Below are 16,218 nucleotides of genomic sequence, written 5' to 3'. Positions count from 1 at the left end.
GTTGCCCAGTGTTATTTTAATTGCTTGAGTTTATGCTCAACCAGCGGATCATCTGGCACGAGTTGTTGTGCCACCTCTAATAGCTTAATAGCATCGGTAGGATTTTCGTCTTGATGTTTAATGGCTACGTCTATTAGTGGTTGAATATCAATTTGCGCTTGATGCTCTTTTACATGCGTGGCTTTTTCATCAATTAAAATAGTGTGAGCGGTACTTAATAACGCTTGGCGATGTGGCGACTTAGCGTTGGCTTTATTAAGTTTTTTATAATAATCCTCTTTTAAACGCAGTGTTTTTGTTTGCAGCCTAAATTGCGCAATGTCGATTTGCTGATCACGAATAAAATCAACCGCCACTTGTTTATAAAAGCCAAACTTATTTAAATAAGTGGCATGAGTGCCGTGCCCCATACCAAACACGCGTAAGTGAGTGAGTTGTTTATAGCGTTTAGCATGTTGGCGGTCAATACGATTAGTTGGATCGTAAATAATGTAACCCTCGGCATCCCCTAAATCTAAGTCATGGTAGTCACCTTGCCAGTCATATTGCTGGGCTATCTCGGTACTTGATCGGTCATCCCAAGGGGCGAGTAGCTTGTTTTTGGTGCTAACAGGGTGGAAAAACAGTACTTTGTCGAGTTTTAGTAATTTAGCAAATGCACCCACAGCAAAACCGCCACGACTAAGCCCATAACCTAACTTGGTTTTAAATGGATAAAGTAAGGGAGCTAATTGCTCAATAAAAAAGATTAAATTGCGATTACGAAACCAGTTACTTTTACCCAAATGCTGAAACGCAATAATATTAACGTTTTGCTTTCGTGCTAAATGATAGCCCCATGGGGCAAAGTCTTCGTTCAAATCGCGTTCTTGCACATCAGTGCCCGCAGGAGAAAAAGTAAAAAGCAGAGGTTTATTGAGATCAACAAAGTGATATTTTACATACACATCACCGAGTAAATCTCCACCAGAGGTTGGTAGCTTTGCTTGCCTCTCATCATCACTGAGAGTTAACCATTCATCTAACCAATACAGTAATTTCATTTTTCCTCCAGTACACACAAGCCGCAGATCATAACAAATCTGGCTACATAAGAAAATCGAGCGGTGACATGCTACGCTGGTGGATAGTTACCTTGGTGACTTATTTCGCCATATTTAAAATTTCATGCCAGTCATTGTCGGTTACTGGCATGACCGATAAACGGCCACTTTTTTTAAGTGCTATATCAGTTATAGCACTATTTGCTTTGATTGCTTGTAGGCTGACTAAACTACTTAAATGCGCCTGATAGGTTATTTCCACTACAAACCAACGAGGATTTTCAGTGGTTGCTTTAGCATCGTAATAGTCACTACCTAAATCGAATTGAGTTGGATCGGGGTAAGCGGTCTTAGTAACCACTGCAAGTCCTGCAACGCCAACTTGCTTGCAGCTAGAGTGATAAATCATCACCAAGTCGCCCTTTTGTACATCATCACGAATAAAGTTACGCGCTTGGTAGTTACGTACACCTTCCCATAGCGTTGTTTGCTCTGGGGCTTGTTTTAAGTCATCAATTGAAAAGGCGTCGGGTTCGGTTTTAAACAGCCAAAAAGCCATATTAGATTTCCTCAATCAGTGAGTTAGTATTTTTCCAGTATTGTATAGTATCATTTAGAAATTAGGGGATTGAGGAAGAAATAATGAGCCAAGTATTAGATGATTTATTGTCGCTATTGTCACTTGAAGAAATTGAGCAAGGTTTATATCGAGGGCAAAGCCAAGACTTAGGTTTTAGAGCGGTGTTTGGCGGTCAAGTTATGGGACAAGCGCTTTCCGCAGCTAAAGAAACATTACCTGCAGGACGTATTGTTCACTCCTTACATTCTTACTTCTTACGCCCAGGCGACGCTGCAAAGCCAATCGTTTATGATGTAGAGACGATTCGCGATGGTAAAAGTTTTAGTACTCGTCGAGTTAGCGCCATTCAGTACGGTAAACCTATTTTTTACATGACGGCGTCGTTTCAAGGTGAAGAGCAAGGATTATCGCATCAAGCTACCATGCCTGATGTTCCCGCACCTGAAGAGCTGCGTTCTTCGTTAGAGTTTTATCAAGAAAATGCGCAGCATATTCCTGAAGCAATCCGTAATAAGTTTATTCGTGAAATGCCGATAGAAATGCGTCCGGTTAATTTTCATAATCCGTTTAAGCCAGAGGCCATAGAGCCGGTAAAACATATTTGGTTTAAAGCCAATGGCGATATGCCGGACGATCAACGTATTCATAACTACTTATTAGCGTATGCGTCTGACTTTGAGTTTTTACCAACCGCACTGCAGCCACATGGTGTCTCGTTTATGCAGCCGAATATGCAAGTAGCGACTATTGATCATGCTATGTGGTTTCATCGTCCATTTAGAATGGATGATTGGATTTTATATACTATTGATAGCCCAAGCGCGAGCTCAGGAAGAGGGTTGGTACGCGGGCAGTTTTTTGACCGCCAAGGAAATTTGGTAGCCTCTACTATTCAAGAAGGGGTAATGCGTCAGCGTTAACACTTCAAAACCCACTATATTGAGTTAATTCAACATAGTGGGTAATAAGAGTCTGTTACTGACATTGAGCGTGAACAATGTCAGTAATTGATTGCCAAATACGTGCCGGCAAGAGTGTTTGTAGTTGCTTGTAGGTCTCGCACAGCTCTTGGCTGCCTTGTAAGCCGCTATCAGATTCACTAATTAGCTTTTGTTCGCGAAGGTTGGAAATAAAACTACTAAGTACCTTCTTATCAAAAAACTCCGGTGTTTTAATGCCATGTAACGTACCTAAGCGCTGTGCCAGCACATAGCTTTCACGTTCAAGCTCTGCTTTTTCAATGCCTTGGCTGGTCTGAATAAAGCCAATTACAATCGCATAGCGTTGCAGAGTGAAGCTTAATGCACGACCGAGCATTTCGAGTTTGGCAAAGCTATCGTTATTTTGAGTCACTTTAATGTTATCACCATCAAGTTCAATTAAGCCTTGATCGCTAAAGTTAGTTAAAATACGGGTTACATAGCTTTCATCAAGCTCTTGTAAGTACCACTCTTTGGCAAATAACGGATAAAAAGAGTTTACCAGTTGATGGCACTGGATTACGGTGCTTTGATGCTGCTTAAATAAATGCAGGGCGACTAGACTTGGTACTGCAAAAATATGCAAAATGTTATTACGATAATAATTAAATAAGGTTTTTTCTTTATCGTTTATCGCAATTATTTCGCCAAATTCGTCGCTGATCACATCAAACTTATTCAGCTTTAGGGCATGTTCTAGCAGTTGCTCTGGCGTTTCATCGGGCGCAGTTATTTTATTGCTATAGCTGGCTTCACGCTGTAATCGCAGATAAAACTCAAGCTGAGCTAGCAATTTAGGTTTACTCAATGCGTGTTTATCGTTTACTAGCAGTATCATCGCCAATAAGTTAACTGAGTTGAGTGCGGCTGCATTATTAATTTTAACCATAACCTGATCAGCAAGATTCGCAACTTGCGGTCCTAACCATTGTGGCTTTTGCACATCGGTAGCATGAATTGAATCACGCCAGTCGGGTTGGTTGTCATTTAGGTATTGGTTAATAGAAATAGGGTCGCCAAAGTTTAAATAACCACGGCCATAGTTTTTTAAGTTTTTAATCGCTTTAAAAATACCTAATATCGACTCGCCCTTTTTATCATTACCCGCGAGCTCTTTTAGGTAGGTATTTATTTCCATTACGTGTTCGTAGCCTATATATACAGGCACAATCGATACTGGGCGATCAATACCACGCAGCATAGCTTGCATTGTCATGGCGAGCATGCCGGTTTTTGGGGGTAATAAACGTCCGGTTCTGCTGCGGCCACCTTCGGTATAAAATTTCACCGAGTAACCTTTGATAAATAACTGGCTTAAGTATTCTTTAAATACCGCTGAGTAGAGCTTGTTACCAGCAAACGAGCGGCGAATAAAAAATGCACCACTACGGCGGAATATCCCGCCTGCTGGGAAAAAGTTGAGGTTGATCCCAGCTGCAATATGCGGTGGGACAAGCCCTTGATGGTAAATAGAGTAGGTAAGTAGTAAGTAATCCATATGACTGCGATGACACGGCATGTAGATTATTTCATGGCCTTTATTAGTTAGGTCATGAATTTGCTCGGTGTATTTTATATCAATACCATTATACAGCTTGTTCCAAAGCCAGGTTAAAATACGGTCGGCAACGCGAATGGTCGCGTCACTGTAATTAGCAGCAATTTCATCAAGTAGCTTTAAGGCGTTTTGTCGCGCTTGGGCTTGGCTGATGTTTTTTTCAGAGGCCTCGGTTTGAATTGCTTTTTTAATTGTGGGTGATGCTAGCAGCGAGCTAAATAACTGATCACGAGATGGTATTTTAGGCCCTGTTGCAGCCAGCTTTTGACGTTTAAAGTGAACTCGAGCTACACGCAGTAGTTTATGAGGCAGTTCATTAACGTCGGCTTTTTCATTAACCAATAAGGATAAGTCGAGTGGTTGGCTAAATCGAATAAAGTTATCTCTTCCTGAAAAAAGCACCACGAAGATTTTTCTGAACCAGCTAGGAGTCAGCGAATGTGAGAGCAGTGTACTCAATCCAGGCTTTTCTTTACCCGGTGCACGGCCCCATAAAATAGTCACGGGCACCACTTGCACATTTTTTTGGCCACTATTTAATAAGTGCTCAACAATGTGTTTGCCTTGGGCCAATGCATTGGTAGGCTTTTCTTTATCACCAAATAGCGGTGGTGGGTTTTTAATGCCGATAAAGCGATCTAACGCTTCGTCGCCTAACACTTGCTGCTCGGTTGGGTCAGGTAAACCATTTCGTTTACAAACACGCGCCAGTGCCGCTAAATCAAAGCGTGAATTTAAACGCACTATATAAAAGGTTGGGTTTTTAGGGTTTAACTTAAATTGTTCTAGCGGTTTTTCAGGCAGTACTTTGCTTTTAACAAACAAGCGGCTGATACCACCAGAGATAAGATTTAAACCATAATTTAAAATACGCATTGACTCACCATAAGAGAGTAGTTACCCAAACCAATATGGGTATATAACAGCAAAATTAGCGCATAGGATAACATAATATCTAAAAAATCCCCTGCAGATTAATCGACATGCTATGACATCATAGTGACATCATCACTTCTATTGCGTTCACTATTAATAAACTTGACCGTTATTTAAACGACAATAACAAAGTAATTATGTCTAAATAGTTGTTGCATTTATCACCAATATCACTATAATACGCAGGCTTTCAAAATTCCCTCGGGAACTTGGAAGGAACATTAAGCTTGGATTTCAAGCTAATAAAACAGGAGTTCCGATTTGGAACTCAACGTAGATATAAATCAACAACCGGCATCTTAAGTTTTTAAGATTGTTTCGGTCGTTTTTTTATGCTCTTTTAAATGCTCTTTATATTGAGGTTTAAGAATGTCAAATCAACGCATTCGTATTCGCCTAAAAGCTTTTGACCACCGTTTGATTGACCAATCAACGGCGGAAATCGTGGAAACTGCGAAACGCACTGGCGCACAAGTACGTGGTCCAATTCCACTACCTACACGCTTTGAACGTTTTACTGTACTTACATCACCGCACGTTAATAAAGACGCGCGTGATCAGTATGAGATCCGCACCCATAAACGTCTGATCGACATCGTAGAACCAACTGACAAGACTGTTGACGCACTTATGCGTTTAGATCTTGCTGCTGGTGTTGATGTTCAAATCAGCCTGGGTTAATCGAAAGATTAGAGAGGTTTTAGGAAAATGGCATTAGGTCTAGTCGGTCGTAAAGTGGGTATGACACGTATCTTCACTGAAGATGGTGTATCTATCCCTGTGACAGTTATTGAAGCGACACCTAACCGCATTGCTCAGATCAAATCTGACGCAACAGACGGTTATAACGCGCTTCAAGTAACCGCAGGCACTAAAAAAGCAAGCCGTGTAAACAAAGCAACAGCGGGTCACTTCGCTAAAGCTGGTGTTGAAGCGGGTCGCGGTCTGTGGGAATTCCGCCTAAATGGTGGTGAAGGCGATTTTGAAGTAGGCGCTGAGCTTACTGTTGAATTATTCAACGAAATCAACAAAGTTGACGTAACCGGTACTTCTAAAGGTAAAGGTTTCCAAGGTGGTGTTAAGCGCTGGAATTTCAGCATGCAAGACGCTACACATGGTAACTCTCTATCTCACCGTGCTCCTGGTTCAATCGGTCAAAACCAATCACCTGGTAAGGTGTTTAAAGGTAAGAAAATGGCCGGTCATATGGGTGCTGAGCGTGTAACGACTCAAAACTTAGAACTAGTACGCGTTGACGCTGAGCGTAACTTGCTTTTAGTTAAAGGTGCAGTACCTGGCGCTATCGGCGGTGACGTTATCGTTAAACCTGCTGTTAAAGCATAAGTCCTGGAGATTTAGTGATGGAATTAGCAATTAAAGACGCTTCTGGCGGTCTTGAAGTTTCTGAAGCTACTTTTGGACGTGAGTTTAACGAAGCATTAGTACATCAAGTAGTTGTTGCATACGCAGCAGGTGCTCGTCAAGGTACTCGTGCTCAGAAGACACGTTCTGAAGTAAGCGGTGGTGGTAAAAAACCATGGGCTCAAAAAGGTACTGGCCGTGCACGTGCTGGTACAATCCGTAGTCCAATTTGGCGTTCAGGTGGCGTTAGCTTCGCAGCTAAACCACAAGACCACAGCCAAAAAGTAAACCGTAAAATGTACCGCGGTGCGATCAAAAGCATTTTATCTGAATTAGTTCGTCAAGAGCGTTTAATCGTTGTTGAAAGTTTTGCTCTAGCAGCACCAAAAACTAAAGAACTAGTTGCTAAGCTTAAAGAACTTGAGCTTAAAGATGTTCTTATCGTAACTGAAGAAGTAGATGAGAATCTATTTTTATCGGCACGTAACCTGTACAAGGTTGACACGCGTGATGTAGCTGGTATCGACCCTGTAAGCTTAATCGCTTTCGATAAGGTACTTATTACAGCTGCTGCTGTTAAGCAACTTGAGGAGACGCTAGCATGATCCGTGAAGAACGTCTTTTAAAAGTGATCCTTGCTCCACATATCTCTGAAAAAAGCACTATTGCTGCTGAAGAAAACAACACTATCGTTTTCAAAGTAGTAAATGACGCAACTAAAGCTGAAGTTAAAGCAGCTGTAGAGAAGCTTTTTGAAGTGGAAGTAACTGGTGTTCGCACACTTAACGTTAAGGGTAAAACAAAACGTACTGGCGCACGTTTCGGTCGTCGTAGCGACTGGAAAAAAGCTTACGTTACTCTTAAAGAAGGCAGCGAACTAGACTTTGTCGGCGGCGCCGAGTAATAAGGGGAGTTAGAATTATGGCACTTCAAAAGTGTAAGCCAACTTCTGCGGGTCGTCGTCACCTAGTTAAAGTGGTAAACCCAGATCTACATAAGGGCAAGCCATACGCACCACTATTAGAGAAAAACTCTAAGTCAGGTGGTCGTAATAACAATGGTCGTATTACGGTTCGTCATATCGGTGGTGGTCATAAGCAACATTACCGTTTAATCGATTTTAAACGTACTAAAGATGGTATTCCAGCTGTAGTTGAGCGTTTAGAATATGATCCAAATCGTAGCGCAAACATCGCTCTTGTATTATATGCAGACGGTGAGCGTCGTTACATTATCGCACCAAAAGGCTTAAAAGCTGGCGATGCAATCCAGTCTGGTGTTGATGCACCAATCAAGCCTGGTAATGCATTACCTATGCGTAATATGCCTGTAGGTTCGACTGTTCACAACGTAGAATTAAAACCAGGTAAAGGTGCGCAAATCGCACGTTCTGCTGGTGCATACGTTCAAATCCTTGCTCGTGATGGTCAGTATGTAACATTACGTCTTCGTTCAGGCGAAGTTCGTAAAGTTGAATCTGATTGTCGTGCGACACTAGGTGAAGTAGGCAATGCTGAGCATATGCTTCGTTCACTTGGTAAAGCAGGTGCAAATCGCTGGCGTGGTATTCGTCCGACAGTTCGTGGTGTTGCCATGAACCCGGTTGATCACCCACACGGTGGTGGTGAAGGTCGTACGTCTGGTGGTCGTCATCCTGTGTCTCCATGGGGTAAGCCGACTAAAGGTGCTAAGACGCGTAAGAACAAGCGTACGGATAAATTTATAGTACGTCGTCGTACTAAGTAATATTGAGGAATAGCCATGCCACGCTCTCTCAAGAAGGGTCCTTTTATAGACCTACACTTGCTGAAGAAGGTAGAGAAAGCTTTGGAAAGCGGTGACAAGAAGCCAATTAAAACTTGGAGCCGTCGTTCAATGATCATACCTAACATGATCGGATTGACCATTGCTGTCCATAATGGTCGCCAGCATGTACCAGTTTTCGTTTCTGACGAAATGATCGGTCACAAACTAGGTGAATTTGCACCAACTCGCACTTACCGTGGCCACGCTGCGGATAAGAAAGCGAAGAAACGTTAAGAGGGGAATGATAAATGCAAGCATTAGCTAAACATAAATTCGCCTCTGGTTCGGCGCAAAAAGCACGTCTAGTTGCAGATCAGATCCGCGGGTTACCTGTCGATCGCGCACTAGAAATCCTGGCGTACAGCCCTAAGAAAGCGGCTGTATTAGTTAAAAAAGTACTTGAGTCTGCTATTGCTAACGCAGAGCATAACGAAGGTGCTGACATTGATGAGCTACGTGTAACAACGATCTTTGTGGACGATGGTCCAACAATGAAACGTATTATGCCACGTGCTAAAGGACGCGCAGACCGCATCCTTAAGCGTACAAGCCACATCACTGTTGTGGTTTCAGATAGCTAGGAGATATAAGTAATGGGACAAAAAGTTCATCCTACTGGTATTCGCCTAGGTATATCTAAACCTTGGGTTTCTACCTGGTACGCGAATTCAAAAGATTTCTCTGCACAGCTTTTTGGCGATCACAAAGTACGTACATTCCTTACTAAGGAATTGAAAGCGGCTTCTGTGTCTAAAATCGTTATTGAGCGTCCAGCAAAATCTATCCGAGTAACTATTCACACGGCTCGTCCGGGTGTTGTTATCGGTAAAAAAGGCGAAGACGTAGAAAAATTACGTCAAGCGGTAACTAAAATCGCTGGTGTACCTGCTCAGATTAATATTTCTGAAGTACGTAAACCAGAACTAGATGCACAACTAGTAGCAGACGGCATTGCCTCTCAGCTAGAGCGTCGTGTTATGTTCCGTCGCGCTATGAAGCGTTCGGTACAAAATGCAATGCGCATCGGTTCTAAAGGGATTAAAGTTGAAGTTAGCGGTCGTCTTGGCGGCGCAGAAATCGCACGTTCAGAATGGTATCGTGAAGGTCGTGTACCTCTACATACTCTTCGTGCTGATATCGACTACGCAACTTCTGAAGCCTTAACCACTTACGGTATCATTGGTGTTAAAGTTTGGATCTTCAAAGGCGAAGTTATTGGTGGTTTACCACTAGTACAAGAGCAAGAGAAGCCAGCTAAACGCGCACCAAAGAAAGCCAAAAAAAGTGCTAAGTAGAGGTAGCGAGTAATGTTACAGCCAAAACGTACAAAATTCCGTAAAATGCATAAAGGCCGCAACCGTGGTCTAGCGCAAAACGGTAACAAAGTAAGCTTCGGTACTTTCGGTTTGAAAGCTACTGGTCGTGGCCGCATGACTGCTCGTCAAATCGAAGCAGCTCGTCGTGCTATGACACGTCACGTGAAACGTCAAGGTAAAATCTGGATCCGTGTCTTCCCTGACAAGCCGATCACAGAAAAACCTCTTGAAGTTCGTATGGGTAAAGGTAAAGGTTCTGTTGAATATTGGGTTGCTGAAATTCAGCCTGGTAAAGTACTTTACGAAATGGAAGGTGTTTCAGAAGAGCTTGCTCGTGAAGCGTTTAACCTTGCTGCTCGTAAGCTGCCATTCAAAACAACTTTCGTAACTCGGACGGTAATGTGATGAAAGCAAACGAACTAAAAGATAAAAGCGTAGAAGAGCTTAATGCTGAACTTCTAGGTCTTCTTCGTGAGCAGTTTAACCTGCGCATGCAAGCAAGCACTGGTCAGCTAGCTCAGACACACACGCTAAGAACAGTACGTCGCGATATCGCGCGTGTAAAAACAATTATTAACCAGAAGGCAGGTCAATAATGAGCGATAAAATTCGTACTCTTCAAGGCCGTGTAATCAGCGACAAGATGGAAAAATCTTTCACTGTTGCTATCGCACGTTACGTGAAGCACCCAATCTATGGGAAATTCATCAAACGTACGACTAAGTTACACGTACATGACGAAAATAACACTGCAAAAGCGGGTGACACTGTCACTATCCGTGAATGCGCTCCAATCTCTAAGAACAAATCTTGGACTTTGGTAGATGTTATTGAACGTCCAAAACAAGCTTAATTTTTAATTAAGTCTGTTTTATAAGAAACCCCAGCTTTAGCTGGGGTTTTTTTTTGCGTTTAAAAAAGCTGTAAGCGGTAAGTTTTAAGTCGATGCGCGCAGTGGGCTTACTAGCCGTAACTTAGGTCTAAGCCCGAGAGTAAAGAAGTAATCTAAATAAAAAAGCCTTTGCGAATGCAAAGGCATATGCTTTTCTGCGAAGCCCGAAGCCCGAAGCCCGAAGCCCGAAGCCCGAAGCCCGAAGCCCGAAGCCCGAAGCCCGAAGCCCGTTTACCAAATCATCTCTACAAATTCAGGATGATCAATATACGGGTTACGATTTCCCTGAAATTCAAACGCTGCTTGGTTGCGGTCTAATTCCATTTGGCTAACAGGGTCGTTGTTATGCCACTTTAACAGCATGGCCACAACCCAGCTTTCAAATACTTGGGTACTGGTGCCATTAAGCACGTCATTACTAGCTGCGGTGTTATTTTGCCAAGCACCAATTACGTTTTGATAGCGGGTTGCCATGTAAAAATAAGCACGAGCAAAGTCACCTTTAAATTCATCAATAGGTTCAAATACAGTACCGTTGTAATTAATCGTATTACTTGCAGAGCCTAATTTACTGCCGTTGGTTGAGGTAAACGAAGCGCTTGCTACTTCACCGAACGGGAAGTTACTTCGCTTTGAATTTACATAGCCGTCAGTGGCGTAAATATGATGAACATCAGAATTCATTGGCTCAATAGTGCCGCCAAACCAACTTTTAGGGAACGAATGCTCCCGGTTATAACACCCGCCCTCACCACTGTAGTTGCCACATTGATCGCTAACGGCTGTGTATGTGTAGCTATCAGAGCCATTGGGCTTCTCGCTGTACATATCTAAAATACTATTATCGTTTTCAAAGTATTTATCACGCGCTGATGCGTCGTAAAAATTCCAAATAGCGGAATACCCCTGAGCATTATGATTATTAATAATGTTATAAAGCTCAGTTTTAAGCGTGTAACCCGATAAACCTTGGGTCGTCACATAGTAGCCGGTTGGCGTCGGTGTTGGCGTTGGCTCAGTGCTTCCTAATGAGAAAGCGGTAGCCTCGGTTGTTTGAAAACTAGCTCCACTGGCAAGCAATGTGCTTTCATTATTCAAGGCGTAGCTACCACTGCCATATGAACAGCAAATACCATCGCCATAGCTGTCATTAATAGTAAATGTATACTCACCATCGGCTACGCATAATTGTTCGGTATATTGGGTGTTTGCCGCATACCCACTTCCGCTTGCAACGACACCGGTTTGGTTGTGCGCTATTTGCCAGCTGGTTTCTTCGCCGTAGTTATCTGTGGTTAGGCTAAAAGTAAGGCTGTTATCTGCGCAGCTTGAAGAGCCACTGCTGTCATTGTTAGGCAAGAAGTTATCAACATAAACTAACTCGCTACCATCAAATCCCGTTGTATCATAAAAGCGTAAGCCGACATCAATGGTTTTACTACTATCAGCGGTGTAGCTGTAAGTTATGGTTTGCCATTGGTTGGTTTGTGCTGGATTTGAATAGCCTTGATAACCATCTATCAACAAACGCGCCTTAAGATGGCCTTCGGTATGATACACATCCACTGAGAACTCATAAGTTTTACCCATTTCAACTGCGACTTGCTGCAAAAAATCAGTATTGCTTTGTGTGCCTGTATTAACGCTAATCGCTGCTGCTTGTGAGCCTGTGCTTACGACTGTGCTGTTGGCAGATACGTTAATACCACTATCAATTACTGTCCATGCATCTGGGGTGTTGCCACTGTATTGTTCAAAGTTGCCATTAACCACATTAGCCATCGCGGGTAATGAGGATAATAACAAGGTGCTCAAAAGTAATTTGTTTTTATATAGACCGTGTAACATAGGTGTTCCTATTTTATATTTTTGCGTAATATACATTAGATTATTAAAGTTACAAAATTGTTAAATTAAAATTTCATAAAAGACAATAAAACCCTTTTAGGTCTATTTCGCAGGTTTTTAAGTAACTTAATAACTAAATGGAATATCAAAGCAGATTCTATTCTTTTTTTATCTATGCTTAGGCGGCTATCCTGCATACTCAATTAACCTCAACAGAACTTTCTGAGTGAGGTGGCACTCATTTTAAACAATGTGAACAGACATTGTGTTTAACGTTCAGGGTTATGAGGAAAAATTCATGTTGTTAGGTCAACTCAATGCGCTAGCAAGTCCGCTTTCGCAAGAGCAAGTACAAAAGCTACAAGGTTTAGTGGCTGAGCTTAATCCAATTCAGCAAGCGTGGGTTAGCGGCTACCTAGCTGCTAATGCTAATTCTGCAGCGCTAGGAGTGCCAACTACAGGTACGCCAGCAACCTCAGAGGCGGCAGCACTGACCATTTTATATGGTTCACAAACAGGCAATGCCAAAGCGGTGGCGACTAAACTTAAAGAGCAAGCTGAGTCTCGCGGCCTAGCAACAAAGCTGGTTAGCATGTCAGATTACAAACCGACTGCCCTGAAAAAAGAAAAGTTTTTAACCGTGGTTGTATCGACTTACGGCGAGGGTGAGCCACCAGAAGATGCCGAAACACTGTATGAATTTTTAATTACTAAAAAAGCGCCAAAGCTTGATGGTGTCAAAGTTGCAGTATTAGGTTTAGGTGATTCTAGCTATGAATTTTTCTGTCAAACCGCTAAAGACTTTGAAGAGCGTTTAACTAAATTAGGTGCAGAGGTTATTCATCAACGTGCCGACCTAGACGTTGATTACGATGACGAAGCAGCCACTTGGATTGAAGGCGCACTAAATGCGTTTGAGCCAGATTTAAAAGCTCAGCAAGATGCCACAGGCGGTCAAGTTGTATCAATGCCATTTGGCTCGCCTACAGCAGCTGCTAGTCAGTACACAAAGCAAAATCCGTTTGCGGCAGAGCTAAGCTTAGTGCAAAAAATTACCGGTCGTGATTCAACCAAAGATGTACGCCATGTTGAAATTTCACTTGAAGGGTCAGATATTAGTTACACCCCAGGTGATTCATTAGGCATTTACTTCTTAAATGATGAAGTACGTGTAGATGAGCTACTAGCGCAAACGCAAATTGATCCTACTAGCCGCGTTAAACTTGGCGATGAAGAATTCAGCGTACGTGATGCCTTAATTGAAAAACTAGAGCTAACACAATCCTACCCTGGGTTTGTTGAAAAGTATGCCACCGCTACAGGCACGCCTGAGCTGCTTAAACTAGTAGAAGATAAAGGCGCAATGCGCGAATACATTGAGCCTCGCCAAATCTTTGATGTGGTTGCACAAAACCCAGCTAAATTAGAAGCGCAAACACTAGTTGATTGCCTGCGTAAATTACAAGCACGTTTATATTCAATTGCTTCTAGCCAAGCAGAGGTTGAAGATGAGGTGCATTTAACTATTGCATTAGTTGAGTTTGAAGCGTTTGGTACAGAGCATTTAGGTGGTTGTTCAGGGTACTTAGCACGCCGCGCTGAAGAAGGCTGTAAAGTAAAAGTGTTCAGTGAACATAATGATAACTTCCGCTTACCAGTAAACGATGACACACCGATTATTATGGTTGGACCAGGTACTGGTATTGCGCCATTTCGCGCCTTTTTACAAGAGCGTGATGCACGAGAAGCAACAGGTAAAAACTGGCTATTTTTTGGTAACCCACACTTTACTCAAGACTTCTTGTACCAAGTAGAAATTCAAGGGTACTTAAAGTCAGGTTTACTAAGTAAGGTTGATGTGGCGTTTAGTCGTGACCAAGCAGAAAAAGTTTATGTACAAGATAAGTTACGTAAAAACTCAAAAGAAGTGTTTGATTGGTTAGAAGCGGGTGCTCATTTTTATGTGTGTGGCGATGCAAACCGCATGGCAAAGGATGTACATAATGCCTTAGTTGATATCATTAGCGAAAACACTGGTAAAAGCTATGAAGACGCAGAGCTTTATTTAAAAGACTTACGAAGCGCAAATCGCTATCAGAAAGATGTGTACTAAGTACACATTGCTTACTTTATAACAAAGCAACGCTAACAGCCGTCACTGTAACAAATTTAGGATTAAACATGAGCGAACAAGATAAAAACGTAAAGCTTTCTGATAACGAGCGTTTGAAAAGAGAAAGCAACTTTTTACGTGGCACCATAGAGCAAGATTTAAAAGACGAGATCACCGGTGGTTTTACCGCTGATAATTTTCAGTTAATTCGTTTTCACGGCATGTATCAACAAGATGACCGCGATATACGTCCTGAACGTGCTAAACAAAAGCTAGAACCACTGCATAATGTGATGCTACGCGCACGTATGCCTGGCGGTATCATTAAGCCAGAGCAATGGCTAGCAATTGATAAGTTTGCTGGTGATAAAACCAGTTATGGCAGTATTCGTTTAACTACTCGCCAGACATTTCAGTTTCATGGTGTATTAAAACCCGAAATTAAAGGTATGCACCAATTACTTAATAGCGTGGGTATTGATTCAATTGCCACCGCCGGTGACGTGAACCGTAATGTGTTATGTACTACCAATCCGGTTGAGTCTGAGTTACATCAAGAGGCCTATGAGTGGGCGGCAAAAATCTCTGAGCACTTATTACCTAAAACGAAGGCATACGCTGAAATTTGGCTTAATGGCGAAAAGTCTGAAACCACAGAAGAGCCTATTTTAGGTTCAACGTATTTACCGCGTAAGTTTAAAACCACAGTGACGATCCCACCTAATAATGAGGTGGACGTACATGCTAACGATTTAAACTTTGTGGCGATTGCTGAGGGTGGCAAACTCGTTGGTTTTAACGTACTTGTGGGTGGTGGTTTGGCTATGACCCATGGCGATACAGCAACCTATCCACGTAAAGCGGACGACTTTGGCTTTATTAGCCTAGAAGACACGTTAAAAATTGCTGAGCACGTTGTATCTGTTCAGCGTGATTGGGGTAACCGCTCAAATCGTAAAAATGCAAAAACTAAATACACTCTCGATCGTGTTGGCACTGAAGTATTTAAGGCCGAAGTTGAAAAACGCGCAGGCGTGAGCTTTGCACCAAGCCGCCCTTATGAGTTTACTCACCGAGGGGATCGTATTGGTTGGGTCGAGGGCATTGATGGTAAGCACCACTTAACCCTGTTTATTCAAAGTGGTCGTATTTTAGACTACCCTGATAAGCCGCTTAAAACAGGGTGTCGCAAAATTGCAGAAATTCATCAAGGTGATTTTCGCATGACGGCAAATCAAAACTTAATTATTGCCGGTGTACCGGCCGATCAAAAAGCAGTCATTGAAGAAATAGCCCGTAACCATGGTTTGATTGACGATAAAGACACTGAACAACGCAAAAATTCAATGGCGTGTGTGGCATTACCAACCTGCCCATTAGCCATGGCCGAAGCTGAGCGTTATTTACCGAGTTTAATTGAAAAAATAGAAGGCTTATTAACCAAGCATGGGGTGCCAAATGACAGCATTATTATGCGTGTGGTTGGTTGCCCGAATGGCTGTGGTCGTGCCATGCTAGCAGAAGCTGGATTGGTCGGCAAAGGCCCTGGTAAGTATAACGTTTATCTAGGGGGTAACACTGAGGGCACGCGTATTCCTAAGCTTTACCTTGAAAACGTTGGCGAAGAGGTTTACTTAGAAGCATTCGATAAACTCATTGGGCAATGGGTTAGTGAACGTAATGGTGGCGAGTGTTTTGGTGATTTTGTTATTCGCAAAGGTATTGTTGCAGAAGTAAAAGTATCTGTTACCGATTTTTACGCATAATTTAAAAGCAGCGCAAAG

18 protein-coding genes are annotated in these 16,218 nt (G+C 42.5%); 14 read left to right on the top strand and 4 right to left on the bottom strand.

Going from position 1 to position 16,218, the window contains the following annotated elements; translation table 11 throughout:
• Positions 1–11: 11 nt before the first annotated feature.
• Together BW139_RS09600 and BW139_RS09595 are read right to left on the bottom strand one after the other, a co-directional pair.
• Positions 12–1,043: a cytosolic protein gene (locus tag BW139_RS09600; protein WP_076919480.1), complete on the bottom strand. Its 1,032-nt coding sequence runs from the start codon at positions 1,041–1,043 to the stop codon at positions 12–14.
• A gap of 100 nt (positions 1,044–1,143) precedes the next feature.
• Entirely contained in the window at positions 1,144–1,602 is a 459-nt protein-coding gene (locus BW139_RS09595) for an EVE domain-containing protein (protein ID WP_008468734.1), read from the bottom strand.
• A gap of 83 nt (positions 1,603–1,685) precedes the next feature.
• Here BW139_RS09595 and tesB point away from each other — a divergent pair, with 83 nt between their 5' ends.
• Positions 1,686–2,543, top strand: coding sequence for an acyl-CoA thioesterase II (tesB, locus tag BW139_RS09590; protein WP_008108303.1), 858 nt, complete (start codon positions 1,686–1,688; stop codon positions 2,541–2,543).
• A gap of 55 nt (positions 2,544–2,598) precedes the next feature.
• Here tesB and plsB read toward each other — a convergent pair whose 3' ends face one another.
• Complete coding sequence (gene plsB, locus BW139_RS09585) at positions 2,599–5,037, bottom strand: glycerol-3-phosphate 1-O-acyltransferase PlsB (RefSeq protein ID WP_076919479.1); 2,439 nt, start codon at positions 5,035–5,037, stop codon at positions 2,599–2,601.
• 429 nt (positions 5,038–5,466) lie between these two features.
• On the opposite strand from plsB, the gene rpsJ reads away from it, so the two are divergent.
• Genes rpsJ through rpsQ form a run of 11 tightly spaced genes read left to right on the top strand, consistent with a single transcriptional unit; the run spans position 5,467 to position 10,434 of the window.
• On the top strand, positions 5,467–5,778 hold the full coding sequence (gene rpsJ / locus BW139_RS09580) for a 30S ribosomal protein S10 (RefSeq protein ID WP_002957900.1): 312 nt from the start codon (positions 5,467–5,469) through the stop codon (positions 5,776–5,778).
• Between the two features lie 27 nt (positions 5,779–5,805).
• Positions 5,806–6,441: a 50S ribosomal protein L3 gene (gene rplC, locus BW139_RS09575; RefSeq protein WP_054206125.1), complete on the top strand. Its 636-nt coding sequence runs from the start codon at positions 5,806–5,808 to the stop codon at positions 6,439–6,441.
• 17 nt (positions 6,442–6,458) lie between these two features.
• Positions 6,459–7,064, top strand: a complete 606-nt coding sequence (gene rplD, locus BW139_RS09570) for a 50S ribosomal protein L4 (RefSeq protein ID WP_054206126.1) — start codon at positions 6,459–6,461, stop codon at positions 7,062–7,064.
• The gene (gene rplW, locus BW139_RS09565) at positions 7,061–7,363 is read left to right on the top strand and encodes a 50S ribosomal protein L23 (RefSeq protein WP_054206127.1); all 303 of its coding nucleotides are present in this window, start codon (positions 7,061–7,063) and stop codon (positions 7,361–7,363) included. Before rplD ends, rplW begins: the two co-directional genes overlap by 4 nt.
• 17 nt (positions 7,364–7,380) lie before the next feature.
• On the top strand, positions 7,381–8,205 hold the full coding sequence (gene rplB / locus BW139_RS09560; protein ID WP_064667755.1) for a 50S ribosomal protein L2: 825 nt from the start codon (positions 7,381–7,383) through the stop codon (positions 8,203–8,205).
• A 15-nt stretch (positions 8,206–8,220) separates the two neighbouring features.
• On the top strand, positions 8,221–8,499 hold the full coding sequence (gene rpsS / locus BW139_RS09555) for a 30S ribosomal protein S19 (RefSeq protein WP_010561269.1): 279 nt from the start codon (positions 8,221–8,223) through the stop codon (positions 8,497–8,499).
• Positions 8,500–8,513: 14 nt separating this feature from the next.
• Positions 8,514–8,846, top strand: coding sequence for a 50S ribosomal protein L22 (rplV, locus tag BW139_RS09550; protein ID WP_004588690.1), 333 nt, complete (start codon positions 8,514–8,516; stop codon positions 8,844–8,846).
• A 12-nt stretch (positions 8,847–8,858) separates the two neighbouring features.
• Positions 8,859–9,560, top strand: a complete 702-nt coding sequence (rpsC, locus tag BW139_RS09545) for a 30S ribosomal protein S3 (RefSeq protein WP_008108350.1) — start codon at positions 8,859–8,861, stop codon at positions 9,558–9,560.
• 12 nt (positions 9,561–9,572) lie between these two features.
• Positions 9,573–9,986, top strand: a complete 414-nt coding sequence (gene rplP / locus BW139_RS09540) for a 50S ribosomal protein L16 (protein ID WP_008108352.1) — start codon at positions 9,573–9,575, stop codon at positions 9,984–9,986.
• Positions 9,986–10,177 (top strand): 50S ribosomal protein L29, encoded by a 192-nt coding sequence (gene rpmC, locus BW139_RS09535; RefSeq protein WP_008108355.1) that lies wholly within the window; start codon positions 9,986–9,988, stop codon positions 10,175–10,177. The genes rplP and rpmC overlap by 1 nt, the downstream gene beginning before the upstream one ends.
• Positions 10,177–10,434, top strand: a complete 258-nt coding sequence (gene rpsQ, locus BW139_RS09530; RefSeq protein WP_076919478.1) for a 30S ribosomal protein S17 — start codon at positions 10,177–10,179, stop codon at positions 10,432–10,434. The genes rpmC and rpsQ overlap by 1 nt, the downstream gene beginning before the upstream one ends.
• Before the next feature lie 270 nt (positions 10,435–10,704).
• Here rpsQ and BW139_RS09525 read toward each other — a convergent pair whose 3' ends face one another.
• Positions 10,705–12,321 carry an endonuclease gene (locus BW139_RS09525; RefSeq protein ID WP_076919477.1) on the bottom strand — a complete coding sequence of 539 codons (1,617 nt, stop codon included), beginning with the start codon at positions 12,319–12,321 and terminating at the stop codon, positions 10,705–10,707.
• Positions 12,322–12,619: 298 nt separating this feature from the next.
• Here BW139_RS09525 and BW139_RS09520 point away from each other — a divergent pair, with 298 nt between their 5' ends.
• Positions 12,620–14,434, top strand: a complete 1,815-nt coding sequence (locus tag BW139_RS09520; RefSeq protein ID WP_076919476.1) for an assimilatory sulfite reductase (NADPH) flavoprotein subunit — start codon at positions 12,620–12,622, stop codon at positions 14,432–14,434.
• A gap of 68 nt (positions 14,435–14,502) precedes the next feature.
• Entirely contained in the window at positions 14,503–16,200 is a 1,698-nt protein-coding gene (gene cysI, locus BW139_RS09515; RefSeq protein WP_008108365.1) for an assimilatory sulfite reductase (NADPH) hemoprotein subunit, read from the top strand.
• Positions 16,201–16,218 lie beyond the last annotated feature (18 nt).

Source organism: Pseudoalteromonas sp. SK18, assembly GCF_001974855.1.
Classification (GTDB): domain Bacteria; phylum Pseudomonadota; class Gammaproteobacteria; order Enterobacterales; family Alteromonadaceae; genus Pseudoalteromonas.
This window is presented reverse-complemented; position numbering and strand designations above follow the sequence as displayed.

Coding starts and splice junctions, on each gene's coding strand:
- BW139_RS09600 (WP_076919480.1), bottom strand. CDS start 1,043: ATGAAATTACTGTATTGGTTAGATGAATGGTTAACTCTCAGTGATGAT.
- BW139_RS09595 (WP_008468734.1), bottom strand. CDS start 1,602: ATGGCTTTTTGGCTGTTTAAAACCGAACCCGACGCCTTTTCAATTGAT.
- tesB (WP_008108303.1), top strand. CDS start 1,686: ATGAGCCAAGTATTAGATGATTTATTGTCGCTATTGTCACTTGAAGAA.
- plsB (WP_076919479.1), bottom strand. CDS start 5,037: ATGCGTATTTTAAATTATGGTTTAAATCTTATCTCTGGTGGTATCAGC.
- rpsJ (WP_002957900.1), top strand. CDS start 5,467: ATGTCAAATCAACGCATTCGTATTCGCCTAAAAGCTTTTGACCACCGT.
- rplC (WP_054206125.1), top strand. CDS start 5,806: ATGGCATTAGGTCTAGTCGGTCGTAAAGTGGGTATGACACGTATCTTC.
- rplD (WP_054206126.1), top strand. CDS start 6,459: ATGGAATTAGCAATTAAAGACGCTTCTGGCGGTCTTGAAGTTTCTGAA.
- rplW (WP_054206127.1), top strand. CDS start 7,061: ATGATCCGTGAAGAACGTCTTTTAAAAGTGATCCTTGCTCCACATATC.
- rplB (WP_064667755.1), top strand. CDS start 7,381: ATGGCACTTCAAAAGTGTAAGCCAACTTCTGCGGGTCGTCGTCACCTA.
- rpsS (WP_010561269.1), top strand. CDS start 8,221: ATGCCACGCTCTCTCAAGAAGGGTCCTTTTATAGACCTACACTTGCTG.
- rplV (WP_004588690.1), top strand. CDS start 8,514: ATGCAAGCATTAGCTAAACATAAATTCGCCTCTGGTTCGGCGCAAAAA.
- rpsC (WP_008108350.1), top strand. CDS start 8,859: ATGGGACAAAAAGTTCATCCTACTGGTATTCGCCTAGGTATATCTAAA.
- rplP (WP_008108352.1), top strand. CDS start 9,573: ATGTTACAGCCAAAACGTACAAAATTCCGTAAAATGCATAAAGGCCGC.
- rpmC (WP_008108355.1), top strand. CDS start 9,986: ATGAAAGCAAACGAACTAAAAGATAAAAGCGTAGAAGAGCTTAATGCT.
- rpsQ (WP_076919478.1), top strand. CDS start 10,177: ATGAGCGATAAAATTCGTACTCTTCAAGGCCGTGTAATCAGCGACAAG.
- BW139_RS09525 (WP_076919477.1), bottom strand. CDS start 12,321: ATGTTACACGGTCTATATAAAAACAAATTACTTTTGAGCACCTTGTTA.
- BW139_RS09520 (WP_076919476.1), top strand. CDS start 12,620: ATGTTGTTAGGTCAACTCAATGCGCTAGCAAGTCCGCTTTCGCAAGAG.
- cysI (WP_008108365.1), top strand. CDS start 14,503: ATGAGCGAACAAGATAAAAACGTAAAGCTTTCTGATAACGAGCGTTTG.